25 protein-coding genes and 1 tRNA gene are annotated in these 26,367 nt (G+C 64.6%); 12 read left to right on the top strand and 14 right to left on the bottom strand.

Translation table 11 applies throughout. The features are described 5' to 3' along the window. Positions 1–42 precede the first annotated feature (42 nt). Positions 43–1,965, top strand: coding sequence for an LTA synthase family protein (locus tag IB259_RS16685; protein ID WP_192329696.1), 1,923 nt, complete (start codon positions 43–45; stop codon positions 1,963–1,965). Positions 1,966–1,984: 19 nt separating this feature from the next. Here the strand turns inward: IB259_RS16685 and IB259_RS16680 are convergent, their stop codons facing one another. Beyond that, positions 1,985–2,590, bottom strand: a complete 606-nt coding sequence (locus IB259_RS16680; RefSeq protein WP_119451423.1) for a DNA-3-methyladenine glycosylase I — start codon at positions 2,588–2,590, stop codon at positions 1,985–1,987. 239 nt (positions 2,591–2,829) lie between these two features. Between IB259_RS16680 and IB259_RS16675 the strand changes: the two genes are divergently transcribed. Beyond that, positions 2,830–3,291 carry a YkgJ family cysteine cluster protein gene (locus IB259_RS16675; protein WP_059373686.1) on the top strand — a complete coding sequence of 154 codons (462 nt, stop codon included), beginning with the start codon at positions 2,830–2,832 and terminating at the stop codon, positions 3,289–3,291. A gap of 8 nt (positions 3,292–3,299) precedes the next feature. Here IB259_RS16675 and IB259_RS16670 read toward each other — a convergent pair whose 3' ends face one another. Beyond that, positions 3,300–4,163, bottom strand: a complete 864-nt coding sequence (locus tag IB259_RS16670) for a carboxylesterase (protein WP_119451422.1) — start codon at positions 4,161–4,163, stop codon at positions 3,300–3,302. Positions 4,164–4,351: 188 nt separating this feature from the next. Next, positions 4,352–5,134 (bottom strand): AraC family transcriptional regulator, encoded by a 783-nt coding sequence (locus tag IB259_RS16665; protein ID WP_192329694.1) that lies wholly within the window; start codon positions 5,132–5,134, stop codon positions 4,352–4,354. 104 nt (positions 5,135–5,238) lie between these two features. Here IB259_RS16665 and IB259_RS16660 point away from each other — a divergent pair, with 104 nt between their 5' ends. From IB259_RS16660 to IB259_RS16650, 3 genes are all read left to right on the top strand, one after another. Further along, a complete protein-coding gene (locus IB259_RS16660; protein ID WP_054457561.1) occupies positions 5,239–5,679 on the top strand; it encodes a Fur family transcriptional regulator in 441 nt (146 codons plus the stop codon). Continuing rightward, positions 5,676–6,095: a hypothetical protein gene (locus IB259_RS16655; protein WP_054457562.1), complete on the top strand. Its 420-nt coding sequence runs from the start codon at positions 5,676–5,678 to the stop codon at positions 6,093–6,095. Before IB259_RS16660 ends, IB259_RS16655 begins: the two co-directional genes overlap by 4 nt. Positions 6,096–6,205: 110 nt before the next feature. Then, positions 6,206–6,493, top strand: coding sequence for a hypothetical protein (locus IB259_RS16650; RefSeq protein WP_054457563.1), 288 nt, complete (start codon positions 6,206–6,208; stop codon positions 6,491–6,493). 11 nt (positions 6,494–6,504) lie between these two features. Here the strand turns inward: IB259_RS16650 and IB259_RS16645 are convergent, their stop codons facing one another. Genes IB259_RS16645 through IB259_RS16625 form a run of 5 tightly spaced genes read right to left on the bottom strand, consistent with a single transcriptional unit; the run spans position 6,505 to position 10,923 of the window. Continuing rightward, positions 6,505–7,524, bottom strand: coding sequence for a fumarylacetoacetate hydrolase family protein (locus tag IB259_RS16645; protein WP_192329692.1), 1,020 nt, complete (start codon positions 7,522–7,524; stop codon positions 6,505–6,507). After that, positions 7,521–8,063, bottom strand: a complete 543-nt coding sequence (locus tag IB259_RS16640) for a VOC family protein (RefSeq protein WP_054457565.1) — start codon at positions 8,061–8,063, stop codon at positions 7,521–7,523. The genes IB259_RS16645 and IB259_RS16640 overlap by 4 nt, the downstream gene beginning before the upstream one ends. 8 nt (positions 8,064–8,071) lie before the next feature. Next, on the bottom strand, positions 8,072–9,049 hold the full coding sequence (locus IB259_RS16635; protein WP_192329690.1) for a tripartite tricarboxylate transporter substrate binding protein: 978 nt from the start codon (positions 9,047–9,049) through the stop codon (positions 8,072–8,074). A 30-nt stretch (positions 9,050–9,079) separates the two neighbouring features. Next, positions 9,080–9,283, bottom strand: a complete 204-nt coding sequence (locus tag IB259_RS16630) for a hypothetical protein (RefSeq protein ID WP_054457567.1) — start codon at positions 9,281–9,283, stop codon at positions 9,080–9,082. Further along, positions 9,280–10,923 (bottom strand): FAD-dependent monooxygenase, encoded by a 1,644-nt coding sequence (locus IB259_RS16625; RefSeq protein ID WP_192329688.1) that lies wholly within the window; start codon positions 10,921–10,923, stop codon positions 9,280–9,282. Before IB259_RS16625 ends, IB259_RS16630 begins: the two co-directional genes overlap by 4 nt. Positions 10,924–11,095: 172 nt before the next feature. Here IB259_RS16625 and IB259_RS16620 point away from each other — a divergent pair, with 172 nt between their 5' ends. Beyond that, on the top strand, positions 11,096–11,836 hold the full coding sequence (locus tag IB259_RS16620) for a helix-turn-helix transcriptional regulator (protein WP_225589009.1): 741 nt from the start codon (positions 11,096–11,098) through the stop codon (positions 11,834–11,836). 25 nt (positions 11,837–11,861) lie between these two features. Here IB259_RS16620 and IB259_RS16615 read toward each other — a convergent pair whose 3' ends face one another. Next, positions 11,862–12,827 (bottom strand): LysR substrate-binding domain-containing protein, encoded by a 966-nt coding sequence (locus tag IB259_RS16615; RefSeq protein WP_192329686.1) that lies wholly within the window; start codon positions 12,825–12,827, stop codon positions 11,862–11,864. A gap of 627 nt (positions 12,828–13,454) precedes the next feature. Here IB259_RS16615 and IB259_RS16610 point away from each other — a divergent pair. The 6 genes from IB259_RS16610 to IB259_RS16585 all read left to right on the top strand — a co-directional run bounded on the left by IB259_RS16610 (position 13,455) and on the right by IB259_RS16585 (position 20,969). Beyond that, on the top strand, positions 13,455–14,801 hold the full coding sequence (locus IB259_RS16610; RefSeq protein ID WP_192329684.1) for an MFS transporter: 1,347 nt from the start codon (positions 13,455–13,457) through the stop codon (positions 14,799–14,801). Then, positions 14,801–15,892 (top strand): M14 family metallopeptidase, encoded by a 1,092-nt coding sequence (locus tag IB259_RS16605; RefSeq protein WP_054457572.1) that lies wholly within the window; start codon positions 14,801–14,803, stop codon positions 15,890–15,892. Before IB259_RS16610 ends, IB259_RS16605 begins: the two co-directional genes overlap by 1 nt. Further along, positions 15,892–16,983: a M14 family metallopeptidase gene (locus IB259_RS16600; protein WP_119451418.1), complete on the top strand. Its 1,092-nt coding sequence runs from the start codon at positions 15,892–15,894 to the stop codon at positions 16,981–16,983. Before IB259_RS16605 ends, IB259_RS16600 begins: the two co-directional genes overlap by 1 nt. An 88-nt stretch (positions 16,984–17,071) precedes the next feature. Then, the gene (locus IB259_RS16595) at positions 17,072–17,338 is read left to right on the top strand and encodes a transposase (protein WP_175163501.1); all 267 of its coding nucleotides are present in this window, start codon (positions 17,072–17,074) and stop codon (positions 17,336–17,338) included. Between the two features lie 71 nt (positions 17,339–17,409). Beyond that, on the top strand, positions 17,410–19,152 hold the full coding sequence (locus IB259_RS16590; protein WP_125472045.1) for a diguanylate cyclase: 1,743 nt from the start codon (positions 17,410–17,412) through the stop codon (positions 19,150–19,152). A 182-nt stretch (positions 19,153–19,334) separates the two neighbouring features. After that, a complete protein-coding gene (locus IB259_RS16585; RefSeq protein ID WP_125472044.1) occupies positions 19,335–20,969 on the top strand; it encodes a methyl-accepting chemotaxis protein in 1,635 nt (544 codons plus the stop codon). A gap of 192 nt (positions 20,970–21,161) precedes the next feature. Here the strand turns inward: IB259_RS16585 and IB259_RS16580 are convergent. From IB259_RS16580 to IB259_RS16560, 5 genes are all read right to left on the bottom strand, one after another. Continuing rightward, positions 21,162–21,237 (bottom strand) — tRNA-Lys (locus IB259_RS16580). 133 nt (positions 21,238–21,370) lie between these two features. Beyond that, positions 21,371–22,168, bottom strand: a complete 798-nt coding sequence (locus tag IB259_RS16575; protein ID WP_054457577.1) for a MetQ/NlpA family ABC transporter substrate-binding protein — start codon at positions 22,166–22,168, stop codon at positions 21,371–21,373. A gap of 55 nt (positions 22,169–22,223) precedes the next feature. After that, positions 22,224–22,877, bottom strand: coding sequence for a methionine ABC transporter permease (locus tag IB259_RS16570; protein WP_042796433.1), 654 nt, complete (start codon positions 22,875–22,877; stop codon positions 22,224–22,226). After that, a complete protein-coding gene (locus tag IB259_RS16565) occupies positions 22,834–23,922 on the bottom strand; it encodes a methionine ABC transporter ATP-binding protein (protein WP_054457578.1) in 1,089 nt (362 codons plus the stop codon). The genes IB259_RS16570 and IB259_RS16565 overlap by 44 nt, the downstream gene beginning before the upstream one ends. Positions 23,923–24,121: 199 nt before the next feature. Continuing rightward, positions 24,122–26,347 carry a TIM-barrel domain-containing protein gene (locus tag IB259_RS16560; RefSeq protein ID WP_054457579.1) on the bottom strand — a complete coding sequence of 742 codons (2,226 nt, stop codon included), beginning with the start codon at positions 26,345–26,347 and terminating at the stop codon, positions 24,122–24,124. Positions 26,348–26,367 lie beyond the last annotated feature (20 nt).

Below are 26,367 nucleotides of genomic sequence, written 5' to 3'. Positions count from 1 at the left end.
CCCGGCCCCTCTGACCGGGCAGCAGAACAACCTGGAGGCCCGATGCGGCATTCGACCTTGATTTTCGTGGTGGCGGCATTTGCGCTGCTGACGCTCAGCCGCCTGGCGCTGGCCGCCTGGCAGTCCAAGCGCGTGCGCGATGCTGGGGGGCTCCTCCCCCTGCTGCTCGGCGGGCTGCGCATCGACGCGCACCAGATCGCCGTGCTGGCGGCGCTGCCGGCCGTGCTGTCGCCCTTGTTCGGACACATCCCGCTGGCCGCCACGCTGGCCGGCTACTGGTATTTGGTCGCCTTCATCCTGCTGGCCTTCCTGGAAGTGGCCACCCCGCCCTTCATCCTGGAATACGACTCCCGCCCCAACCGCCTGTTCGTCGAATACCTGAAGCATCCGCGCGAAGTCTCCGGCATGCTCTGGCGCGGCTACAAGGGCGCACTGGTGGGCGGTCTGGCCGTCGTGGCCCTCATTGGTTGGGGCGCCTACGGCCTGTTCGGCCACGCCCTGCCCGACGCGCGACTGAGCTGGTGGCAGATGCCGCTAGCCAGTCTGGCGATCCTGGCCATCGTCATCCTGGCCATCCGCGGCACGCTGGGCCACCGCCCGATCAACCCGTCCTCGGTCGCCTATAGCTCGGACGGCATGCTCAACACGCTGGCGTTGAACTCGCTCTATAACGTGTTCTATGCCGTCTACAGCATGAAAAACGAAAAGTCCGCCTCCGCCGTGTACGGCGGCATGGACGACGACAAGATGCACGCGAGGGTGCTGGCCCAGGCCGGCCTGCCCAACCCGCCCGCCAACCCCGACTACCCCAGCCTGCACCGCCAGGTGGCCACCCGCAAAACGGCGCGGCCGCTGAACCTGGTGATCATCCTGGAAGAAAGCCTGGGCGCGCAGTATTGCGCCGGCCTGGGCGGAGCCGACCTGACGCCGGAACTGGACGCCCTGGCGCGCGAAGCCTGGACCTTCACCCGCGCCTATGCCACCGGCACCCGCTCGGTGCGCGGGCTGGAAGCGGTGGTCACGGGCTTTCTGCCCACTCCGGCGCAGGCGGTGCTGAAGCTGCCGCGCTCGCAGCGCGGCTTCTTCTCGCTGGCCGACCTGCTCGGACGCCATGGCTACCATTCGCGCTTCATCTACGGCGGCGAATCGCACTTCGACAACATGAAGGGCTTCTTCCTGGGCAACGGTTTCAAGCAGATCGTGGACCGGCCCGATTTCGTGGACCCGGCCTTCGTCGGCACCTGGGGCGCGTCGGACGAAGACATGTTCAACCAGCTGGACCGGCTGCTGCGCGAAGACGGCGACCAGCCCACCTTCACGCTGGCCTTCAGCGTGTCCAACCATTCGCCCTGGGAGTACCCGGCAGGCCGCATCCAGACCGACGGCAACCCGGCCACCGTGGAAAACACCGTGCGCTACGCCGACTGGGCGCTGGGCCGCTTCTTTGAACGCGCCAAAGCCTCGCCGTACTGGGAGAACACCGTGTTCCTGATAGCGGCGGACCACGATTCCCGCGTCTTCGGCGCCAGCCTGGTGCCCGTGCGCCACTTCCATATTCCGGCCGTGATCCTGGGCGCCGGCATCGAGCCGCGCCGCGACGACCGCCTGATCAGCCAGATCGACCTGGCGCCGACCCTGCTGTCGCTGATAGGCGTGAACACCGAGCACCCGATGATCGGCCACGACCTTACCCGCAGCACGCCAGGCCGGGCGATCATGCAGTACGACAACACCTACGGCTATCTGAAGGAAGACGATCTGCTGGTGATGGCGCCCAACAAGACGCCGCTGCAGTATCGCTACACGGCGCCCGAGGAATACGCACCCGTGCCGCTGGATCCCGAGTTGGCGGCCGAGGCGCTGGCGCATGCGCTGTGGCCCAGCTGGGCCTATCGCGAAGGCCGCTACAGCCTGCCGGAACAGGCTGGCGCATCCTCCGCCTCCGGCGACAAGCCGGCCCTGTGAGTTCCCTGCCCCGCGGCCGCTACGCCGGCCGCTTGAACGCTTTGCGGGCTTTCTCGCTGGCGGCGTGGCAATGGCAATCGGGGCTGTGGTCATTCACCATGCCCACCGACTGCATGAAAGCGTAGACGGTGGTGGGCCCGACAAACTTCCAGCCCAGTTTCTTCAGCGCCTTGGACAAGGCCTCGGATTGCGCCGAGGTCGAAGCGCCGCGGGTCGACGGCGCCCCCTTCGGGGCTTCGAAACGCCACAGGTAGGCGCCCAGCGAGCCTTCGCGCTCGATCATTTCCAACGCGCGGGCGGCATTGTTGATCACGGCTTCGATCTTGCCGCGATGACGCACGATGCCGGCGTCGTCCAGCAGCCTCAACACCTCTTTTTCGCCGAAGCGCGCCACCTTGGCGGGCTCGAAGTTGGCGAAGCCGCGGCGGAAGGCGTCGCGCTTGGACAGGATGGTGCGCCAGCTCAACCCCGACTGGAATCCTTCCAGGCAAAGCTGCTCGAACAGCGCCCGGTCGTCGCCCTCGGGGTAGCCCCATTCAGTGTCGTGGTAGGCCATGTACTCGGCGGACGTGTCCACCCAGCCGCAACGGATCAGACCGTCGGGGGATTCGATGTTGGCGTTCAAGGCAGGCTCCTGGGCGCTATCGGGGCTACCGATGCTACCGCAGCAACGTCCCCGATAAAAGTCCGCCCATGCGCAAAAAAAGCATGGCGGCCGCCGATCATATCCCGCTACTATTTGCAGCCCTGATCCCGCGCCGGCCCTGTCCGCGCGCATCCCGGCGCTGCACGGGGGGTCTGCATCATGCAGCCCGTTTTGCGAGCCAGCCGGGGCCTGGACAGGTTTTCAGCCTTCCGCGCGCCATGTCCCTGCTAGAGTCCTCTCTTATTTCCTTCGTCTCTCCCGCCGTCCTGGCAGGCGACGACCCGGCCGCCAACCCCTGTCTGGACTGCGGGGCGTGCTGTGCGCATTTCAGGGTGTCGTTCTATTGCGGCGAACTGGCAGGCGAGAACGGCGGCCATGTGCCGGTGGAACTGGTCACCCAGATGAGCCCGCTGCGCGCGTGCATGAAGGGCACGGAAACCGGCGGCGGCCGCTGCATCTCGCTGCGCGGCGAACTCGGCCAGCCCGGCATCCATTGCGCCATCTACGAAAACCGCCCCACGCCGTGCCGGGAATTCGACATCTGGATGCCGGACGGCTCGCCCAATCCGGATTGCCAGCGCCTGCGCCTGGCGCTGGGATTGGCCCCGGTGCCGCCCCGGCCGGACGCCGAGAACGACCCGCAAGGCCCGCTGCACCCCAACCAGCCCGCCGCGGCCTGAGTCGGGTTTCAGCCGGCGCAGGAATGGCCGGCCTGCGCCAGCATCGCCTGCCTGGAGCAGACATCGGCCGCGGGGGCCCGAACCCGCTTGCGCATTCGGACGATGTCGGGGTCCTTGCCCAGGAAGCCCAGCACATTGCGCATCACGCGTTCGCGCTCCTGGTCCACGCAGATCATGTGATAGCTGTCCTCCAGCATCACCACCGTCGACTGGGATATGCGCCGCTCCAGGAAGCGGGCTGAGCGCGGACTGGTCAGCTCGTCCTCTTCCGCATGCATGATCAAAGTCGGGCAGCGCATGCGCTCCAGCCCGCGCCGCACCATGCCGCGCAACCGGTCCACCTGGCGCACGCAAGCCAGCGGCACCCACTGGTAATGGAAACCGTCGCCGCGCGCGAACCCCGCCTTGATGAAGGCGCGCACCAGTTCGCTCTTGACTCCATATGGATCTTCCTCGCGCACGCGAATCCGCCGCCGCAGGCCCGGCAGGCGATACACCAGGTAGCGCACGGCCCGGTACCAGGGCGTGCTCCATCCATCCAGGAACACCGGCGCGGACAGCGACACCAACGCGCCGCGCGTGTGCGATTCGCGCTTGCATAGCTCCACCGCCAGCAGCGCCCCCAGGCACATGCCGATGACATGCAGTACCTCGTATTGCGCACAAAGTTCGCGATAGCGCTGCGTGACCACCGCCATCCAGTCCTCGACCGTCACATCAAGCAGGTCTTCCGGACAACCGGCATGGCCGGGCAAGGTCACGCCGTGGGGTTCGACCCCGGCGCGCGCCAGCACCTTGTGCATGGCGCCCATGTCGAATTCGGTGCCGCCCAAGCCGTGGATAAGCAGCGCGCCGACGCGTTGCTGGCTCACGGCGCACTCCCGGCCGGCGGCAACGCCAATAAAAACAAGTCATTCATGAAACACCCCTGAAGCATGGCGGGCAGGACGAAAAGGCCTGTCCGACCCTGGCGTCATACTAGGCAGGGGGTGTCCGGGAAGATCGGCAAAACTGTCGGAGAACCGTGAAAATCCGTAAAGCCCACGGCCGGGGGGCTGAACTACTCGCGTTCGGCCAGGTAGCGCGTAGGCGTCACGCCGAAAGCGGCGCGGAAGCTGCCGATGAAGGCGCTGGTGCTCTCGTAACCCACCGAGAGGCCGGCCTCGGTGACGGAGCCGCCGCGGCAAAGCAGCTCCAGGGCGCGCAACAGGCGCGCCTGCTGGCGCCATTGCCCCAGCGTGACGCCCGTTTCCTGGCGGAAGCGGCGCATCAGCGTGCGCGAGGACATGCTCAGGCGCTGCGCCCACTCATCGATGCCGGCGGTGTCGTCGGGCCGGTCCAGCAGCGTATTGGCCAGATCCTGCAAACGCGGATCGACAGGCATGGGTAACAGCACGGGTTCATGCTCGCGCTGCTTGAGCTCTTCCAGCAGCACGTCGAACAACTGTTCCTGGTAGGCGGGAGACAAGGTCGTGTTCGGCTGGACCGACGTGAAGCGGTCCATCAGGGCTTCGATCAGCCTGGACGCGGGCCAGGAGCGGCAGCGGTCCGGCAGGCGCCCGCAGGCGTCGCGGCGCACATACAGGAAGGACCCGCGCGCCTCGCCGAACCAGCGCGCGCCGTGCTGCACGCCGGGCGGAATCCAGCCCAAACTGCCCGGCATCACCGTCCAAACATGGGCGCCCGCCTGCACCAGTACCAGCCCCTCGTGCACGAGCACCAGCATGCCCTCGTCATGGACATGAGAGGGTACGGCAATGCCTTTGGATTCACGCCGTCCCTGGACGCTGAACGGCGTCAGCAATACGTCCGGCAGGGGAGGCGCAACGGCCACGTGAAGCATGGTTGGCAGGTTTGAGCTACAGGTTGACGGTTTCCGGTGAGCGGATCCAGTTGGAAATGTACATCATTCTCACCTGGATATCAGCCACGCAAGGAAAACCTCCCATGGACCACTCAAGACTGCGCCATGCCGGCATCAAGGCCACCTTCCCGCGCATGAAGATCCTGGACCTCTTCTATCAGCACGCCGGCCTGCACATGAGCCCGGCCGACATCTACCGCAACCTGCTCTCGGACAGCAGCAACATCGGACTGGCCACCGTTTATCGCGTCATCACGCAACTTGAAGGCGCCGGCCTGCTCAAACGAACTCAGCTCGACGCTCACACCACCGTGTACGAGCTCAACGACAAAGGACACCACGACCATCTGGTCTGCACCGATTGCGGACGGATCCTTGAGTCCAGCGACCCGGCCATGGGCCAGCTGGTCAGGAAGATCGCCAAGCGCAGCGGCTTCCTGCTGGACTCCTACAGCCTGGTGCTTTACGGCCACTGCGGCTGCGGCAAGAACGCCGCCGCCCTTCCTCACGGAGAATTCGAATGAACCACGAACAGTTTTTCTTCCACGACCTGTCCCAGTTTCCCATCGTCACGTCCAGGCATGGCGGCGCGCCCGACGGCTATTCCGCCAGCTGGATACGCGAAATGGAAATGCTGGTAAACAACCCCCAGAGCTTCGTCATGGTCGTGCCCGACATGCGGCAGGAAGCCGGTCAGGCCGACCGCAAGGCCATGATCGAATGGCAGACCGCCAACATGCCGCGCCTGAAGGCCCGCTGCCGGGCATTCATCGCCGTGGAGGGCAATGCCGAAGCGTTGGACAAGATCCGCAAGCGCGGCGAAAAGATGACCCGCGCCTTCGGCGTGCCATTCCTGGCCGTGGCCACCGTCGGCCAGGCGGCGCAATGCGCCCGCGAACTGCTGGGCCAGTCGGGCCCGGGGGGCTTTATCGTCGACTAGAAGGGCCCGTCGATTTAAGAGTTGGCCGACAGCGCCGTTGTCCATTGATGTCAGGGCGCTGGTACCCGCCGGGTTGCGCGCCCCTTCAACCCCAGGACCGGCCGCCCAGCATGAATCGCGCACTCGCCTGCATTTTTTGCCAATCGACGCTTGCGCAAGGCGCCCCGCTGCTCGAACAGAACGGTGCAGCCATCTGCAAGGCCTGTGCCGACAGCTTCTCGGCCCGGTTCTCCGAACGCGCCTGGACCATGGCGGCCAGCCTGCAGGAACAGCTCGACGTGCTGCTGGACGAAAGCCGGCGCGCCCTGGCGCATAGCGAATTGATGGCGGAGCGCGCCCGCAGCTGCGGCCTGAACCTGCACGATCTGTCGGCCATGCCGGCGCGCACCCTGTCCTGAAATCTCCGCCGTCAGCGCCCTCCTCCTGCGATTTGCACACGTTGGTCGATGGCGCCGAACGGCGCATCGCCATCCGGTCCGCGCGCCAGGATGCGCACGCGATCGCCATGCCGCAGGTAGGGCGGCAGCCGCGCTTCCGGCACTCCGTCAAGCTGCGCGCGAACCCGCGCTTCGGTAATGCAGGCGCTGCCCGCGCCCGGATCCGCATTGCTGATGGTCCCCGCGCCGATGATGCTGCCTGCCGCCAGGGTGCGCGTCCTGGCAAGGTGCGCGATGATCTGTGCGAAGTTGAAGACGATCTCGCTATTGGCGTGAGGCTCGCCAAAGCGCTCGCCGTTGATCTCGATGCGCACGGGCAGGTCCAGCATGCAATCCTTCCAGGCGGCGCCCAGCGCGTCCGGCGTCACCGCGATGGGCGCAAAGCTGGTCGCCGGCTTGCTCTGGTAGAACCCAAAGCCCTTGGAGAGCTCACCCGGAATCAGCCCGCGCAGTGACACGTCGTTGAGCAGGACCACCAGCGCGATCAAATCGGCGGCCCGGGCGGCATCGGTGCCCATGGGCACATCCTTGGTGATCACGGCGACCTCGGCTTCCAGGTCGACCTGATGGGCCTCGTCGATCGCCACGATGGCGTCCTGCGGCCCGATCATCACGTCCGACCCGCCCTGGTACACCAGCGGCTCCTCTTCGTAGCGCGGCGGGATAGGCTCCCGGCGCCACTGGTAGATCAAGCGCGCATGATTGCGGTAGACGGAGGCATCCGCCCACTGATAGGCCCGTGGCAACGGGGCCATGCACTGGCTGGCGTCGAACGCGCCCGCTCCCGCCCACTCGGCGGCGTCGAGCTCCTGCGCGTGGCGGGCGAGCTGCGGCGCCAGCGCATCCCAATCATCCAGCAGGGTTTGCAGCGTAGCGGCGCAGCTCCCCGCGGATATCCATCGCAGGCCCGACGGGCTCACCAGCATCAGCTCGCCGTCACGCGTGCCGTTCCTGCGCGTCGCCACGCGCAATGGCAAGGCAAGCTTGGTCATGCCAGTCTCCCCGGCGCCGCCGCGGCGCCTCGCTTGTCCTCGGTCCAGCGGTCCAGCGCCGCGCGGGCCTCCCGCACATAGCCCTCGACGACTTCGGGCGCGGCCACTTCGACCGTCAGCTCCAGCCGCAGACCGTTGGGATCGAAGAAATAGATCGATTCGATGTAGCTGTCGTGGTCCGTAACGCCGACCACTTCCACGCCATGGGCCTCCAGCCGCGCCTTCATGGCAAGCAGATCGTCGCGCTGCGGCACCCGCAGGGCTATGTGATTGACCCACCCGGGCGTGTTCGGCGATGGCAGCGCCGCGGTCTGGTCACCCAGGTCGAAAAACGCGATGCAGGAGCCGTCCCGCATGCGGAAAAAAATATGCACATAGGGGCAGAATTCACCGGTGCTGGGCACGGAGTCCTTCTTGATGACATGCACCAGCGGCAAGCCCAACAGGTCTTCGTAGAAGCGTCGGGTCTCCTCGGCATCCCGGCAGCGCCAGGCGAAGTGATGCAGTCCCTGCACGGGACGAGCGGCGGTATGGTCCATGCGATTCCTCAATCGAGCGAGATCTTGTTGGCGCGGATGACTTCGCCCCAGCGCGCCGATTCGGCGCGCGCCAGAGTCCTGAATTCGTCAGGCGTTCCGGGCAGCGGCTCGAAGCCGAACTCGGCAAAGCGTTTCACCACGGCGGGATTGGCCAGCGCCGCATTCAGCTCCTGGTTCAGGCGCGCGACCGCTGGCGCCGGCATGCCCTTGGGGCCGAGCATGCCCTGGAACGCGAACACCTCGGCGTCCGGCACGCCCAGTTCGGCCAGCGTCGGCACATCCGGCAGCAGCGACGAACGGGCCTGCGAGCCGATGGCCAGCGGCCGCACCTTGCCGGCCTTGATGATGGACGCGCCCGAAGCCAGGTCCAGGAACATCACCGGCACCTGCCCGCCCATCACGTCCTGCATGGCGGGCGCAGCGCCGCGGTAAGGCACGTGGGTCAGACGGGCGCCGGTCCGGCTCTGGAACAGCTCCATGGCCAGATGATGCGGCGAGCCGTTGCCGACCGAGGCGTAGTCCACCTTGCCCGGCTCGGCCTGCACGCGCGCCATGAACGTCTTGAAGTCCGCAGCCGGAAACGCCGGATTCACCACCAGCACCAGCGGAAACTTGCCGATGGCCCCGATATAGGTGAAGTCCTTTTCCGGACTGAAGGCCAGCTTGCGGAACAGGTGCTCGTTAAAGGCCAGCACGCCGTTGTCCGCCGACATGACGGTGTAGCCGTCGGGCTTGGCGTTGGCGACCTGCTCCGCGCCGATATTGGTCGCGGCCCCCGGCCGGTTGTCGATGATGATCTGCTGACCCAGCGCGGCGCGCATGGACTCGGCCAGCGTGCGCGCGAGGTTGTCGGTGCCTCCGCCCGCGGGATACGGCACCACCCACTTGATCAGTTGGTCGGGATACTTGCCCTGGGCGCGGGCCAGCGGCGTGGCTGCGGCCAGGGCCGAGGCCCCAAGCGCCGCGAGGAAATGGCGTCGGTTCAAGTCTGTCTCCTTTGGAATGGTCGTCGCCGGTCAGTCGGCTGAAAGCGAGGGATTGGGCAGGTCAAGCAAGGCGTGCTCGATGGCGTCCAGGCAACGCTGCTCGTCCTGGACCTGCTCGAACAACAGCAGGGCCAGGCGCGCCAGAAACAAGGACTCACGCCCGCGCCCGGCGGTCGCGATGGCGTTGCTGCAGCGGGCATAGATACGGTCCTGGACCGCGGCGTCGACAATCATTGAATGGCTCCTTGCGCCCCACAGGCGCGTTCGATGGCGGACAGCACGGTGTCCAGCGATGGCGAACGCCACCGGCCGCAGACATGGCCGTCGGGCCGCAACAGATAGGCCATGCCGGCCTGCGGCGACTCCGCGTGCGCAGCAGGCGCGGCACAACGGCAAGGCAGAAACCGCCACGCAGGCGAAGCCGTCAGCGCTTCCAGCGCCTCCTGTTCCGGCCAGCCGCCGAACGCCAACAAAGTGAAACTGCCAGGCGTCAGCAGATCGGTCAGGTGCCCGCCGCCCGCCGTCCCGCCGTCCGTCAGCGGCGCGCCTGGCGCCCAATCGCCCCCGCCCTCGTCATCCGTCGACAAGGGCGATCCCGCATAGGCGATGGCTCGCGTCTGCCGCGGATTGACCAGGCGCGCGATGCCCGGATGCCGGCCCGCCAGCGACAGGCAGGCCTCGCGCATCAGATCGAAGCCGCGATGCGGCGGCGACATGAACTCGGTACTGCGCATGGCGTTCTCGGCATTGATGTGGAACGCCTGCCGCCGTTCGCCGCAATAGCTGTCCAGCAGAGCATCCGCGCCCTTGCCTTGCAGCACGGCCGCCAGCTTCCAGACCAGGTTGTCGGCATCGTCGAAACCTGAATTCAAGCCGCGCACGCCGAAAATCGGCATGGCATGCGCGGCGTTGCCAGCGAACAGGATGCGGCCATGCCGATAGGCATCCAGCGTCATCGCGCCCGCGCGGTACACCGAAGTCCACACCGGCGTCCAGGGCAGATGTCCTTCGCCGATGGCGTCCAGATGCGTCTGCACGAATGCCTGCACCTGATCCGGCTGCAAGGCTTGCGCGGCATCCGCGCCGGCCGCCAGTTGATAGTCCACCCGCCAGATGTTGTCCGGCTGGCGATGCATCAGGATGGTGGTCCCGCGCGCCCAGGGCGGGTCGAACCAGGCGCGGCGCTCCGCAGGATGGTCGCTGGCGAGCTCGATATCGACGATCGCGTAGCGGCCTTGATAGCCCGTACCCTTCAGCTCCAGACCCAGGCTGGAGCGTATGAAGCTCTGGCCACCATCGCAGGCCAGCAGCCAGTCGGCGCGCGTCTCGTAGCTGCCCAGCGGATTTTCGACCCGCACGCTCACGCCCCCGGTGTCGGGACGGCATTCGACCACCTTGCTGGCCCAGCGAATATCCACCCGCCCCGGGAAGCGGCCATTGATGTCGTCGATGGCGTCCAGCAGGAACTGTTCGATGTAGTACTGCTGCAGATTGATCATCGGCGGGTACTTGTCGCCCGGCGTCGACGGCATGTCGAACACCAGCACCTCCTCGGTGCCGTAAAAGCTGCGGCCCCGGGTCCAGGCCAGGCCTTTTTCCATGAAGGCCGGCGCCACGCCCAGGCGGTCCAGGATTTCCAGGCTGCGGCGCGAAATACAGGCCGCGCGGCTGCCCTCGCAGACCGAGTCGTCGGCCTCGATCACCACGCTGTCCAGGCCCAGTCGGGCCAGACCCAGCGCGGCCGCCAGCCCCACCGGACCGCCGCCCGCAATCAGCACGCGATGATGCCGGGCCTCACCGCCTTCCGCATTGAGCCGGGGCAGCGACGGCGGGTAGCGCCGGTACTCGAAGGGTCCGATTCTTTCCAAGGGCATGCGCAAGTCCTGAACGTGTCATCAAAAAAAGGCCGTATTGGCTTGCGTCATATTCTGCGGGGCCGGACTGGTTAATATGTCCTAATTAATCAGGACAGACTAACCCGCTATGAAATTGCTGCCGCTGCCGCCGCGGCCCCTTCCTCCCGGCCAAGCGCTGAGCATTGCACTGATGAATGCAATCGGCGCCGAAAACTTCGCCGCCGGGGTGCTGGACGCGCTGGGCACCACCTTGCCCGCCAGTCATTGCACGGTGTTTGCGCTGCGCAGCAGCGGGCGTGTGGAAGCCGTTTCGAGCGCCAGCGCCATCGGTGAAGTCGCAACGCTGACCGCCATCGAATACATGCGCCTGGGCTTCGACAAGCAGGACTCCAACATGATCTGGCTGTCCCGGCGCAAACCCGCCAAAGCGCGCCAACTCTGGATCGGGCATCAATTCGCCGAAGAGGTCGCCGATGCCCACTACCGCCGCGTCTGCTATGACGAGCCCGGCATACGCGAACGCATGTCGCTGCTGGCCGTGTTCCCTGACGGCTACCGGGTGGCGGTCAGTCTGCACCGGAACTTTTCGTATCCGGACTACGGTCCCAAGGACTTCGAGCGCATGTCGCAACACGCGTCGCTGATCGCGGCGGCAGTCATGCGCCATGTCCAGGTGACCCGGCGCGCGCCCGCGGACCAGCCGCTGCAGGTACAACTCTTGACCAAGCTATCGGGCCGCGAACGGCAACTGATCACGCATGTGCTCGACGGACTGACCACCAAGGAAGCGGCCCTGGAAATGGGCGTGTCCGAGACCACTGCCCTGACCTATCGCTACCGGGCCTTCCAGCATCTGGGCGTGCGCAACCATCGGGAGCTCATGGCGCTGCTGGGCGCGAGCCTTCCCAAGCGCGGCAGGCCGGCGCGCTGACCCAAATTCCGGGCGACAGCCGGCATCACGGCAGGGCCAGTCCCGCGGAGTCCATGAGACCGGATTTTTGCGCGCTGGACCGCCCTTCCTTGGAGGCAGCGAACATGGAGTCCCGTGTGGCGATCAGGCAATCGATGAAGCACTCGGCGGCCGGCGTGGGCGGCGACTCCTTTTTTGCCAGGATCGAAATGCGGGCAGAAGGCAACTCATGCGCCAACGGCATCATGCGCATGTTCGCCGGCAGGAGGTCATGCTCGAACAAAGGGCGTACGAAAATGCCCAGCGCATCGCTTTTTGCCATGATGGCCAACGCCACTGCCACCGAATGGCAGGAAATGGTGTCGCGCGGCAAAGACAGGCCGTGCGCGGCGAAAGCCAGCCTCAGCAGGTTTGTGGGGGCTTCCGGGTTGCCCGGCACGAGCCAGGGCGCGTCATGCAACTCAGCCAGGCTGCGCGCCTTGCGCAGCGGATGCCCCAGACGCGCGCCGACCGCGAGCGGCAGCGTGAACAGCGGACGATGCGCGAAACCGTCGATGATCTCGCCGTCGTACTCGGTTTGCACCAGAAAATCGTAGCGTCCGGACTCCAGCTGCTCATGGCTGTAAGGCGGCGCCACTTCATTGAACGAAACCGCCACGCGCGGCATGCGCGCGCGGAATGCAACCAGTGCCTCCGGCACGACGACCAGCGCCGCCGAACTCACGGCCAGGTTCAACGTACCGCCTTCACCATCGCGCATCTGACCGATTTCCTCACGCGCGCGGCGGGTCTCCTGCAGGATGACGATGGCCCGCTTGTACAGCGCCTCGCCGTAGGTAGTCAGCTCCACACCCTTGACGCTGCGGCGCACGAGATCGACCCCCACGGTCTGTTCGAGTTCGCGCAAGCTGCGGGTCGCGGCGGGCTGCGTCACGGAGAGCGCTCGCGCCGCGGCGCGGATACTGCCGTGCTCGGCGATCAACGCGAAGGCGCGCAATTGGCGTAGGTTCATGCGTTCGGCTCCGGCGGACTTTTGCGGAATACAAAAGGACAGATCACTGCGCGCAACTTCGGTTTTTCATTCTATGGCAACCATATAGCAGCGGCGCACAGATGTGCTCGCGCGGAATTCACCGGCAGCCTGCGGCAGGAACGCCGCGACCGACGCGATCACCATTCATGCAAGGCACGATCCGCCCCCGGGATATATGCGCAGGACTTTCCAGGTCACCCGCCCTATAAGGAAAAGTATTCATTAGAACGCAAATCCTGTCTTTTTCTTATTTCAAGGCGTCCTTATAGTGCCTCTCAAAGAAGGGGGGGCCGAGACCCGGATGCACAGACTGCGCCCCCCCGAGAGACACCAGGGAAAACCATGCCTGCCGATCGGCATGGCCGCCCCATGACGACACTGACGCGCCTGTGGCGTGACACCCCGAATCTGAATCGCCATTCCATGTTGGCGACCAGATCAAAACACTGGGGGAAAGGGAGGCTGCTCTATATAAAAAAGTGTTCACCAAATCGAATTTTCTTTCTTTTTCTTATCCAAGGGCATCCGTATAGTGCCCTTCGAGAGGCGAGCCCAAGGCCCGGGACCACGGATCGGCGCACCTCTCACCAGACACCAGGGGAAACCATGTCTATCGCAATCGCAGCGACCGCGTCCAACGCGCTCCACACGCCGTCCATGCGCCGGCGCGTCATCGCTGGCACCACCATCGGCAACGCACTTGAATTCTTCGATTTCACCGTTTTCACCTTTCTGATGCTGGTGCTCGGCCCGCTGTTCTTCCCGGCCGCCTCGGGCTACGGCCAATTGCTCTTGACCACCGCCACCTTTGGCGTCGGATTCCTGATGCGCCCCGTGGGCGGCATGCTCATCGGCTCCTATGCCGACCGCCACGGCCGCCGTGCGGCCATGACGCTGACGCTGTGGATGATGGGCCTGGGCTGTGCCTTGATCGCCGTGGCCCCCACGTATGCGCAAATGGGCATGGTCGGCCCGGTCATGATGGTGCTGGCCCGACTGATCCAGGGCTTCGCCGCGGGCGGCGAGGTCGGCGCCTCCACCACCCTGCTGGTTGAACATGCGCCACGAGGCAAGCGCGCCTTCTATTCCAGTTGGCAGTTCGGCAGCCAGTCGCTGGGCGTAATGCTTGGCGCACTGGTCGTGACGCTGCTGACCATGGGACTGACAACGGAACAGATGCAGGCCTGGGGCTGGCGCGTGCCATTCGTGATCGGCATCCTGACCGTGCCCGTGGGCGCCTACATCCGCCGGAACCTCGAAGAAACGCTGACCAGCTCGCCTCAAAACACCGGCAAACCGCAACTCGCGACCGCGCACCCCGCCACCACTCACCAACCTTTGCGCCGCGTCTTCGCCGACTACAAGGTCACCATACTTAAGGGCATCCTGTTGCTCATCGGCGGCATGGTCAGCACGCAGATCCTCAGCTTCTACATGCCAGCGTATGCCAACCGGGAATTGGGCTTGCCGGCGACGTCCACGCTGTCGGCAAGCGTCGTGTTCGGCGCTGTCGGTTTCCTGATTGCGCCATTTGTCGGCATGCTTGCGGACCGCTATGGCCGCAAGCGCGTGATCTTCTGGTCGCGCCTGGCGACCCTGATCGTCCTGCTGCCCTGCTTCCAGTGGCTGATGACCGCACCCAGCACCGAACGGCTGATGTTGCTCGTCGCCCTGTTTGCGGTACTGGTGGCGCTGCAGTCGGCGCCGGCATTCACGATGCTTCCCGAACTCTTCCCCAAGGCCGTACGCACGACGGGCATGTCGGTCGTGTACGGACTGGGCATCTCCGTGTTCGGCGGCTTCGCGCAGTTCTTCGTGACCTGGCTGCTGCACGTGACCGGCAACTCCATGGCGCCGGCGTGGTTCCTGATGGTGGCGATAGCTCTTTCAACAGTGGTGCTGTTCTGGATCGACGACCGCACCCACGACGACATCGACGCTCAGGAGGCCTGATGCAGCTCGGTTCCAGCTACTTCTCGCGCAGCTACGAAGAGGCTCGCCACCGTTTCGTGCTCGCGGCCAAACCACTGGCCACGCACTTTCACTCCTACGTCATCGAACCCGCGGGCCGCGCAGGCGAAGCGTTGGCAACCGATGTCGCGTTGATCGGCCCGCCGGACGCGGAACGGCTGTTGATCATGACCTCCGCCACGCATGGCGTGGAAGGCTTTTGCGGCTCGGGCTGCCAACTGGCCCTGCTGGACGACGCCGCCATGCTGGAACGCGCCCGCAGGGCCGGCGTGGCTTTGCTGCTCGTGCACGCAATCAACCCTTACGGGTTTTCCTGGCTGGCGCGTACGAACGAAGACAATGTCGACCTGAACCGCAATGACCAGATCTTCGACGGTCGCCCCCTGCCGCAGAACCCTGGATATGCCGAAGTACATGATCTGCTGCTGCCCAAGGAATGGCCGCCCGCCCCGTCGAACATCGCGCGAATCGAAGCCTACATCGCCGAGCACGGCCGGGCGGCTTTTGCCCAGGTCGTGACCCGCGGACAGTACACGCACGCCGACGGCCTGTTCTACGGCGGCAACCACACCACTGCGTCGCTACTGAATCTGCGCCATATCCTGCAACAGCACGGCAGTCGCAGCAAGCATATCGGCTGGATCGACGTGCATACAGGATTGGGGCCTCGCGGTCACGGCGAGAAAATCTACGCGGGCCGCCGCGACGCTGCCGCGGTCGCCAGGGCCCGCCAATGGTGGGGCAGCGATATCGCCGTTCCCTACGAAGGCAGTTCCGCATCGGTGGACATTACCGGCCAGTTGGCGGGCCTGATCTACCAGACTTGTCCGGACGCCTTGCACACGCCGATGGCGCTGGAATTCGGCACCGTTCCCCTTGACGCCATGATCGAAGCGCTGCGCGGCCGCAACTGGCTGCTTGCCCATCCAGAGGCCGACGACGCCAAGCGCGACGCCATCCTGAGCGCCACGCTGGATGCGTTCTACTGCAACGCCGCCGATTGGCACGGCATGATCCTGGGCCAAAGCCGCGTGGCCGTTCTGCAAGCCCTGTCCGGCTTACAGGAGGCCTGATGCTAACCAGCGCGAGCTACTTTTCCCGCAGCTACGCCCAGGCGCGCGAGCGTTTTGCGCAGGCGGCCAGGCCGCTCGCCGATTCGTTCCACTCCTATGGCATCGACCAGACCGGCAGCGAAGGCGAGGCATTGAGCACCGATGTCGCCTACATCGGCGACCCCGACGCCGATCGGATTCTCATCATGACATCCGCCGTGCTGGGAGTGGAAGGATTCTGCGGCTCCGGGTGCCAGCTCGCGCTGCTCGACGATACCGTCATGCTGGCCCGTGCACGAGAGGCCGGCGTGGCCTTGCTGCTGGTGCATGCGGTCAATCCTTACGGCTATTCCTGGATCGCCCGGACGGACGAGTACAACATCGACCTGAACCGCAACGGACTGCCCTTCGACGGACGACCGCTACCGGCAAACCCCGAATACGCAAGGCTGCACGACCTGCTGCTGCCCGAGGAATGGCCCCCCACGGAATCCAACCAGCAACTGATCGCCCAGTACATCGCCGAACACGGCCAGTCCACATTCGCGCAAGCGGTCTCGCGGGGCCAGTATTCGCACGCCAACGGCCTGTTCTATGGCGGTGACCGTCCGGCGGCATCGCTGCAAAACCTGCGCCGTATCCTGCACGAGCATGCGCGTACGCGTACCCATATCGGCTGGATCGACGTGCACACCGGTTGGGGACCGCGCGGCCACGGCGAAAAACTCTACGCCGGCCGCCACGACGACGCCGAAGTGGCGCGCGCACGCCAGTGGTGGGGAAGCGACATCACCGTTCCCTATCAAGGCAACTCGGTGTCGGTAGATATCTCCGGCCAGCTTGCCGATCTGATTTATCAGGCCTGTCCTTTGTCGCTGCCGACGTCGATGGCCATTGTTTTCGGGGCTGTCCGTTTCGACGCCATGGTGCATGCGTTGTGCGGCAGGAACTGGCTGCACGCGCACCCCGAAGCGCCGGACGAATTGCGGCGGACCATCCTGCAGACCACGCTGGACGCGTTCTATTGCAACGAGGCGAATTGGCACGGCATGGTGCTGGGACAAACCCGGGTTGCAGTGCTACAGGCGCTACGCGGCTTGCAGGTAGCTTGACGCAATGAGTCAAAGCGATTGCGCGGGGTGTACGCGCTCATGGTTTGAAAGGAATTGACTTCGTCTCAGGATACGGGGGGTGCATAACATGGATCGGTTGGGCTTTACGGAAGAACAGATCAGGCATGCGTTGAGACAGGCGACGCTTGGCACGCCGATGTCTGACATCTGCAAGCGCATGGGCGTGAGCGTAGCGATTTTCCACGAGTGGAAGACGCATTACGACGGGCTTGCGTCCTCTGAACTGAAGTTGCTGAACAAGCTGGAAAGCGAGTGCAACCGGCTTGAACGCCTGATCGCCATCCTGGCGCTCAACAAAGTGATACTGCAGGACACGCTCGGAGCCAAGGAGTGAATCGCGCGCGACGCGGCACGTCTGCCGCTATCCCTCCCGCCTGTTGAAATCTCTTCGTCCGCACCGTTCTTTTGAAATCCCTGAACCGCTACACGGTGGCCTATGTCATCGGCGTGCTCATCCCGGTCAGCGCGCTGATAGGCATTCAACTTACGCATAGCTGGCGGGCCCACGCGGCGGCGCGCGATGCCATGTCGAGCCTGGGCGTCGTCCAGGGCACGCTGGAGGCGATGGCTACCGTCCTGATGGAACGCGGTTCGATGAATGCGGCGCTGATTGAAGGCCAGCCGGTATCCGAGGCCAGACAGCAAGAACTACAACTCGCGCGCAACGCCAGCGACAACAGAATTGCCGAGCTGCTGGAACTGCACCGAACCCGCAGCTGCGACAGTTGCAGGGATGTCCGAGCCACCATCCAGCACATCGCGCGGACCCTGGTCCAACACCGCGCCGCCGCAGATCGGCTCATCGCCAGGCCGCGTGCGCTGATCAGCGCGCAGGAGCTGAATGACGTGGTGGTCATCATGGCCGGGCTCATTCCCGCTCTCGAGGAAACCGCGCTCGACAACTCGGCCGTCGTGATCCGACATGAAGTGGAAAGCCCCGGCCTCATGACCATTGCCATGCTTGCTGCAGGCCTGCGCGAACAAGCCGGCCTGCTGGGATCCTCCTTCATGCCCGCACAGGTTCAGCGTCGCCCTCTCAGTGACTTGGAAACGCAACGCATCGAACAGCAGCTTGGACGCGTTTCGCAATTGCGTGCGTTGCTTGAAGTACAGCTTTCCACCCATGCGGACCTCGAGACGCGCGCTTATCCCCGAGTTCAGTTTGAGTATTTTGGCGCAGGCCTGGAGTACATCGAAACCTTGCGCCACACGCCGCCTTCAAGCGCGGACTCGCCCAGTCCGCAGGCGGGCACGCAGGAGCGTTATGTTCCGCTGATGCAATCCATCGTCGACTTCCGCGATGAAGTGCTGAGCGTATTGGAAAAGCTCCTGGAACGGCAACGCGTCAACGCGGTGACGGAACTGGTCACGACCACAGCGGTCGCCATCGTGCTGTTGCTGGCCGCCACCTGGGGATTCACCAAGTTCCGCTGGCGTCTGATACGACCGTTCGTCGTGGCCACCGAAATCATCAACTCCATCAATGACAACGCCCCCGCGCCAATCTCCGGCGCCGGCTATCGGAAGGAAGTCCGCGGCCTGTTCGACGCCATTCAGAGATTGAAGGAGGACGCCATCGCCAAGTCCCGGACAGAGCATGAACGCGAGCGGCTCATCGCCGATCTGGCGACCTTGGCGGAGACAGACTTCCTCACGGGGCTGCTCAACCGTCGCGCATTTCACGTCCGCGCCGTAGCCTTGTGCGCAAGCCTGCATGAGCTGGAACAGATGCTGACTTTGATCGTCTTCGACATCGATCATTTCAAGCGGATCAACGATTCCTACGGCCACGCCGGCGGCGACAACGTGCTGGTGGCGGTGGCCCAGGCATGCCATCAGACATGGCGGCGCACCGACATCGTTGCGCGCATCGGCGGCGAAGAATTCGCGGTGCTATGCACGGTTCCCAGCATGGCGCAAGCAAGCGCAATGGCGCAGAGCATGCGCCGCCGCATCGAACGCCTGACGGTCCCTGCCGACGGCAGGACCATAACGTCGATCACCAGCAGCTTTGGCGTGGTCTGCGCGCGGGCAGATGAAATCAGCGATATCGACGCGTTGCTGAAGCAAGCGGACGCACTGCTCTATCGCGCCAAGGCCTCTGGCCGCAACTGCGTCATCACGCAGTCCGACAACCCGGCGCGATAAATCGATGGATGGCTTTCACCTGCGCCGCGCGGGCTTGCGCGGCGTGATCTACGGTCGCCCACAAAATAGGAAAAAGTGCTTGGCGGAACAAAATTTCTGTCTTTTGTCGCGCGCAGCGCGTCCGTATAGTCCGGACAGCGTGAACCGAATACAGAGATTCCATTTTTGAAAGCGAAATTGAAATGAAGCCATCAAAGCTGAAGATGCGTACTCGCCTTGCCATGGGTTTTGCGATGATCATGGTGGCGCTGCTGGTGTCCGGCGTTCTCGGCGCGTTTGGCATCCGGGCGTTGGAGCAGGATGTCTATCAGATCACCTCGATCAACAACGAACAGCGGCGCCTGGCGATCGACATGCGCTACCAAGTCCAGGAACAGGCCATCGCGATCCGCAACATTCTGCTCCTCACGGATCCGTCGGTGCTGAAGGCCGAATTACTGCGGGCAAATGAAGCGGAGAAACTCTACAACGAATCTCGAGACAAGCTGGGCGGCATGTTCTCCAGCCGCTCTGGCACCACCAACGACGAAAGGCGTCTGTTCGCCGCCGCCGGCGTTGCACAACAAGACATGCGTTCGCAGTTCGTGCGTGTCATGGAAGAAGGATTGAACGGCGACCGCCAGAACGCGCAACATCTGCTGGAAGAGGAACTGCGGCCCAAGCAACGCGTGCTCCAGGAAACGCTTTCCACACTCGCGGCGCTCGAAACGCAGATCAACGACGCACGCGCGGCGGATACCCGAACGTTCGCGAACCAGTTGCAATGGGCTGTAGGAACGACCGTCATGATCGCGCTGCTACTTGGGGTGCTTGCTGGCTGTCTCACGGCGCGCAGCATCCTGCGCCAGCTGGGTGGCGATCCCGGCGATGCACAAGTCCTGGCGGTAAGCATCGCGGATGGCGATCTGACCAGCCGACTGCAGCTCGATTCCCGCTATGACCACAGCTTGATGCATGGTCTGGAATCCATGCGATCACGTCTATCCAGAATCGTCGATGCAATCAAATCGTCGGCTTCGTCGATTTCGACGGCTGCTGGTCAGATTGCCCAAGGCAATGCAGACCTGTCGCACCGTACCGAGGAGCAGGCCGCCTCTCTGGAAGAGACAGCCGCCAGCATCGAACAGCTGACGTCCACCGTGCGACTGAATCAAGACAACGCGGCAAGCGGAGACGAAGTAGCCATTGAAGGAGCCAAGGCAGCCGAGAAAGCTGGCAGCGTGGTGTCCGAGATGCTCGCAGCCATGACAGAGATTTCCGCCAACTCCGAAAAGGTCGCTCAGATCGTGTCGCTGATCGAGAGCATTGCATTTCAGACGAACATACTTGCGTTGAACGCTGCAGTGGAAGCCGCCAGGGCCGGGGATCAAGGCCGCGGCTTCGCCGTGGTCGCCGGCGAGGTCCGGGCGCTGGCTCAACGCAGCGCCACATCCGCAAGGGAAATCAAAGACCTGATCGAGACCTCCACTTCCGTGGTCCAGGCCGGACGGGATCTCGCCGCGCGGGCTGGCCGGGACATGGAGGAAGTCGTGACCTCGGTGATGCGCATGAAGACAATAACCGGAGAGATCGCCACCGCGTCGCGCGAACAAGCCATCGGTATTGAACAGGTCAACGTCGCCATCGCCCAACTGGACTCCGTGACGCAGCAGAACGCGGCATTGGTCGAGGAATCCGCTGCCGCGGCGCATTCCATGGCGGAACAGGCGCGCGACCTGCTGCATGCGGTCGAAGTGTTCAAGACGGCATCGTCCCAGCCCCCGCGGCATGTGCCGATGGCGGAGCCGACCCTCATCGCGTTTGCGGCCTCGACGTAAGAGAGCAACACGAATGGACCGGCTGCAACGCGCGCCGGTCCAGCAGCGGCTTCAACCCGGCCACAAGCCGAGTCCATAGCCAGGTCATGAACCACAATGATCAAGAAGCAAAAAAAACGCCGCTAGAAATAGCGGCGTTTTTCTTGAGTACAGCAATGCTTGGACAGCCATTGCTTTGTACGAGAATTGGGGTGGTGGGTTGTGCGAGACTCGAACTCGCGACCAACGGATTAAAAGTCCGCTGCTCTACCGACTGAGCTAACAACCCGACCGAAGCCAGAAATTATGGCCGATTTGGCGCCGTTTGTCAAAATTCGGTGCAAGGCCCCAACCCATAACTTCCACCGAGCAACAAAAACGGCCGCTCGCGGCGGCCGTTCCTGGAGCTGGCGGTGCTGGGCTTACCAGGCGGCCACCACCGCGCCCTTGTACTTGGTCTCGATGAACTGCTTCACGGCCGGGCTGTGATAGATGGCGATCAGCTTGGCGAACTCGGGACGGTCCTTGTCCTTTTCACGTACGACCAACACGTTGGCGTACGGCGAGTCGGGCGATTCCTGGGCGATGGCGTCCTTGGCGGGATTCAGGCCGGCTTCCAGCGCAAAGTTGGTATTCACGGCCGACGCATCGGTGTCATCCAGCGAGCGCGGCAACTGAGCAGCGTCGAGTTCGATGAAGCGCAGTTTCTTGGGATTCTCGACCACGTCGATCGGGGTCGCCTTCAGGCCGACATCGGGACGCAGCTTGATCAAGCCGTTGGCCTGCAGCAACAGCAGGGCGCGGCCGCCATTGGTCGGATCGTTCGGCAGCGCAATGCGGGCGCCTTCCTTCAGCTCGGACAGCGACTTGATCTTCTTGCTGTAGATGCCGATGGGGAAAATCACCGTCTTGGCGATGCTGACCAGCTTGTAGCCGCGGTCGGCGTTGGCGTTGTCCAGATAGGGCTGGTGCTGGTAGCTGTTGGCGTCGAGGTCGCCCGAGGACAGCGCGACGTTGGGCTGCACGTAGTCGGTGAATTCGATGACCTGGATGTTCAGGCCCTGCTTGGCGGCTTCCTGCTTCACCACATCAAAGATCTGGGCGTGCGGGCCGGCGGTCACGCCGATCTTCAGCGGCTTGTCCTGGGCCAGCGCGGGCTGGGCGAAAACGGCGGCGCCGAGTGCGAACGCGGCCAGCGACTTCAAAACCTTGATGCTCATGTTGCAGTATCCCGAATGTCGGAAGTGAGGAGAAATGGATGCGGCGCCGGCAGGATCAGCGATGCGAGATGCGGCGCACGTAACGGTCGCCCAGGCTCTGGATCACCTGGACCAGGACGATCAGCACGATGACGACTGCGGCCATCACGTCGGACTGGAAGCGCTGGTAGCCGTAGCGGATGGCCAGGTCGCCCAGGCCGCCTCCGCCGATGGCGCCGGCCATGGCCGAATAACCGATCAGGCTGACGACAGTGACGACCGTGGCTGCGATGAGGCCGGGCAAGGATTCGGGCAGCAGCACCTTCATGATGATCTGCATGGGCGACGCGCCCATGGCGCGCGCCGCGGTAATCAGCCCCGGGTCGACTTCGCGCATGGCGTTTTCGGCGATGCGGGCCATGAACGGAATCGCGGCGACCGACAAGGGCACGATGGCGGCGGTGGTGCCGATGGAGGTCTGGGCCACCAGGCGCGTGAACGGGATGATCGCTACCATCAGGATGACGAACGGCACCGAACGCGTGGCGTTGATCACCGCGCCCAGCACATGGTTGACGGACTGGTTCTCGAGCATGTTGCCGCGGGCCGTCACCGTCAGGATCACGCCCAGCGGAATGCCGATCACCACCGCGATGGCGCTGGCCACGCCCACCATCAGCAGGGTGTCAAGCAGCGACGTAATAAGCAGGTCGATCAGTTGCGGACTCATGAGCTATTTCTTCAACGGTAATGTCACGGGCGGCCAGCGCGGCAATCGCGTCCTTGACCGATGCGGGCGCGCCTTGGGCCAGCACGAACATCGTGCCCACGGCCACGCCCTGGATGTCTTCCACGCGCGCCTGGATCAGGCCCACGTCCAGCGAATACTGCTTGTACAGGTCGGACAGGAAGGAGCCCGACGCGTCGGTGCCGGTCAGCGACAGGCGCAGCAGACGCACGGCCTGGCCCGGCTTGGCGGCGGCAAGCGCCTGGATGCGCTCCTTGACCGCGGCCAGCGTGGCGTCGGTCAGGTCGGACGCGGTGGCGGCCGACACCATGGCGCGGGTCACTTCGTGGCGCGGCTGCGCGAACACTTCGCGCGTGCTGCCCATTTCGACGACTTCGCCCTGCGACAGCACGGCGACGCGATCGCAGACCTCGCGCACGACTTCCATCTGGTGCGTGATCATGACCACGGTCACGCCGGTCTTGCGGTTGATGTCGCGCAGCAAGGCCAGGATGTTGTGGGTGGTTTCCGGATCCAGCGCGGACGTGGCTTCGTCGCTGAGCAGCACGTCCGGATTGTTGGCCAGGGCGCGGGCAATGCCGACGCGCTGCTTCTGGCCGCCGCTGATCTGGCTGGGATAGCGGTCGCGCAGATGCTCCAGGCCCACCAGCGCCAGCAGGCGCTCGACGCGGGCCGGAATCTCGGCCTTGGCCACGCCGGCAATTTCCAGCGGCAGCGCAACATTGCCGTACACCGTGCGGCGCGACAGCAGGTTGAACCCCTGGAACACCATGCCGATGCGGCGGCGTTGCTCGCGCAACTGCGCCTCGTTCAAGCCGGTCAGGGACTGGCCGCCGATGGCGATCGATCCTTCATTGGGCCGCTCCAGCAAGTTGATGCACTGGACCAGCGTGCTTTTGCCGGCCCCGCTGGGGCCGATGATGCCGAAGACCTCGCCCTGCTTGATATGCAGGTTGATGCCGCGCAGCGCCTGGAATTGTCCGTGCGGCGTGGCGTAGGTCTTGGATAGGTTCTCGATCTGAATCATGGCAAGCGATTTTGTATCTTTTCTCTTCTACAGAGAACGACTGTTTCTTTCATTTTTTATAACTACAAGTAATATAAGAGCCCGTACCCGCGCCCGGTTGCGTCCCTAAGGAGCACACGCCATAACGCGGAAAGGGCAGTCAGGAAGGAAAGCCTTCCTGACTGCCCATTTTGTGCCGGACCGGCCGCAGCCGGCTTTTTCAGCGTGCGCGCGAGATGCGGACTTCCGCGCCGCGGCGCTTGACTTCCAGGCCCTCGGACGGAGAGATGCGCAGGCCTTCCAGCCCCTTGATGTAGCTGGAGCCTTGCATCTGCATCACGCGGATCTTGTTGCGCATGACGACCGGGTTATGCACCGGCATGCCGAACATCCAGACCTCGTCCAGGATGCGGGCCGAGTTGAACTCGCCGGTATGCTGCGCCGCCGGTCCAAGACAGAGCATGTGCCCTTCGCGGCCGAAAACCGGAAACTGGCCCAGTTCGCAATCGATGGTCCAGGTGGTGCCGCCTTCGTAGCGGTGCCCGGTGTTCAGGTCCCACCAGGCCTCGCCCTTGGGCAGGTACACGCGCACCTGCTTGCCGGGTTCGGTCACCGGCGCCACCAGCAGGGCCGGACCCAGCAGGTATTGCAGGTCCCAGTCATGCGCGTGCGGATCGTTCGGGAACGACATCGCCATGGAACGCTGCACCGGCAAGCCGGTGCGCGCCGAGTCCTCGATGGCGCCAAGCACGTAAGGCACCAGGCGGTAACGCCACTGCATCCAGGTCTTGGCATGCGCCAGGGTTTCTTCGCCGAAGTCCCATGGCATCAGGCCTTCCACGCCCTGGAAAGCGAAGTTCGACGAGAACACGCCGGCGGTCAGCCAGCGCAGGTACAGCTCGGGCGTCATGCCGGCGCGGTCGCGCGCGGCCGAGCCGATGCCATGCACCTGGACGGGCAAGCCGCTGGCGCCGATCGACAACGCGGTGCGCAGGGTGTGACGCAGCCCTTCCCAGGTGTTTTCAACCTGCGGCCCCACTTGCCACGGCAGCCGCTGGGCGGCGGGGAACAGATCGGAGCTGGGCACCACGCCTTCCGGCGGCACCTTCAGGCCGGCGACCGCATCGAACAGCGCGCGGCGCACCAGCAGCGGATACATGCTGCGCAGCGCAGGACCGGTTTCGCCGTTGCGGGCCGTGACGCCGTCGGGGATGGCGATCTGGGCGTCGCACGCGGGCGCGTCCAGGCCGTCTTCGACCAATTGGCGATGGCGCTCCACCCACAGGTTGTAGATGTCGCGGTAGGTCAGGTCCAGCAGGCCGTAGGGCTGTCCCGAGGTGGCGGCGGTGCCGTCGAACACCTGGGCCGAACCGTCGTCCTTGGCCAACAGCCAGCCGCGGTCTTCAAGTTCCTCGAACAGCGGGCTGGTCTTCAGCACGCCCGGGAAGCCGGAAGCGGCGACATGCACATGGTGCTTGTGGAACAGCGCCAGCATCTGCTTGGCGTCCGGGAAACGCTGGGCGTCCCATTCGAAAACCGTCTTGTCCGACTGGAAACCCCAGGCCGCAGGCTGCGCCAGCGTCACGGCATCCACCGGAATCTGGTTTTCGCGCATGCGAGCGACCAAGGCCACGGTGTCCGTGGGCATTTCGCCCGGGGCCTGCTGCAGCCACGCGCCCATCGCCCACAGCGAAGGCTGGCCCGCGCGGCCGGTCAAGGCGGTGTACTGATTGAGGATCTCGCCCGGTTCGCCAGCGAACAGGAACATGTCCAGCACGACGTCGTCCACGGTCAGCACATAGGCGGAGTCCGCAGGCGCCACGCCCACCGAGTGTTCGACGCGGCGCATGGTGTTGACGTAGACCCCCCAGCCGCGCGGGCTCCATGCCAAAGGCAGGGCGCGGTGCTCGGGGTCGTCGGACACCACGGATTCTTCGCGGCGGTTCAGATCGCCCGGGGTTTCGCCCAGGCCATAGATGCGCTCGTCGGACTGCAGCGTGAAACCCGCCGTCCAGACGGCGTCGTCGGCCTGGTCCAGCGCGTTGTGCCCGAATGCGGGCGTATGCGCGGATACCTCGGACTCGAACACCCGTTCGTCGTTGCGGTAGATCGCGACGCGCACGGGGTTGGACAGGATTTCCAGGGAGACGTCACCCTGGGTGATCCGCCAGCCCTCCCCGTCGTCGCGCGGAGCGATAACGGCTTCGCCCACGGCCTCCTGGCGCGCGAGCAGCATTTCCGCCACGGCGCGAGCACGCGCGCCGGGCTTGTCATCGGTAAGGTGATTAGCCTCGCCGCAGCGCAGGCGAAAGACGCCAGGCGCATGCGCCTCGACTACCAGATGCAACCCATCGCCCGCGTCGAAATCGATGCGACTGGGGCGGGACGTCAGCAGCTCGACGTTTTCGAGCTGGGTAGTATGGGCAAAGTCGAACTTGGGCGGCACAGAGCATCCCCCGGCTTAAG

This window comes from Achromobacter sp. ACM04, from assembly GCF_014851465.1.
GTDB lineage: Bacteria > Pseudomonadota > Gammaproteobacteria > Burkholderiales > Burkholderiaceae_B > Achromobacter > Achromobacter aegrifaciens.
This window is presented reverse-complemented; position numbering and strand designations above follow the sequence as displayed.